We start from the raw sequence: 701 nt of genomic DNA on the forward strand, positions 1-701 counted from the left end.
ACCCGGCAGGCGTGGCCGGATGGCCGTCAGACCGGTCGTGTGCGTGCCGCGCTGGCCAATGGCCACGATGGCGCGATCCACGGTCATACGCTCGGCCGCGGCCCCCTCGACGATCACCGGCCAGGGAATTCCTTGCATCCGGCTCGCCCGGTACGGTCGGCATCAGGGTGAGGTCCCGGAGTCGTCCGTCCGCACCGTTGAAGGCCGTCACCTGGCGACTTTCCACAATGGCAATGCCCTCGGCCAGGCCGCCGCGACCTCATCGGCATCGGCGGGAATCATCGCCTGGGGGAACCAGGAGATCAGGGTCACCCGGGCGCCCAGGCGGCGCAGCACGCGAGCCAGGTCGAAGGCGGCGTTGCCGTCGCCGATAACGGCCACGCGTTCGTCCAGGGAGGTGATTGCGCCGTGGTAGAACTGCCCCAAAAAAGCCAGACACCCCATCACCCCGTCCAGGGTCTCGCCTTCGGCCCCCAGCCACCGGTCGGCCCACGAGCCCACGGTGAGCAAAATGGCGGCGAAACGCTGCTTGAGGTCGGAGAAATCACTGCCAAGATCAATCGCCCGGCCCGTCCGGATATCGACGCCCAAAGACCGGATGAAGGCCAGCTCCCGGTCCAGGATCTCCCGGGGCAACCGGTGGGGACCGATGCCATAGCGCAAAAGGCCGCCGGCTTCGGGTTCCTTTTCAAAAAGAGTCA

Annotated in this window: 1 protein-coding gene; it reads right to left on the reverse strand. The window is 67.0% G+C overall.

Annotation, left to right across the window (positions count from 1 at the left end):
- Positions 1 to 207: 207 nt before the first annotated feature.
- On the reverse strand, positions 208 to 701 hold a 494-nt coding region (locus JCM12296_RS35380; protein WP_172684292.1), incomplete at its 5' end, for an FAD-dependent oxidoreductase.

Source organism: Desulfosarcina cetonica JCM 12296 (assembly GCF_001311845.1).
GTDB lineage: Bacteria > Desulfobacterota > Desulfobacteria > Desulfobacterales > Desulfosarcinaceae > Desulfosarcina > Desulfosarcina cetonica.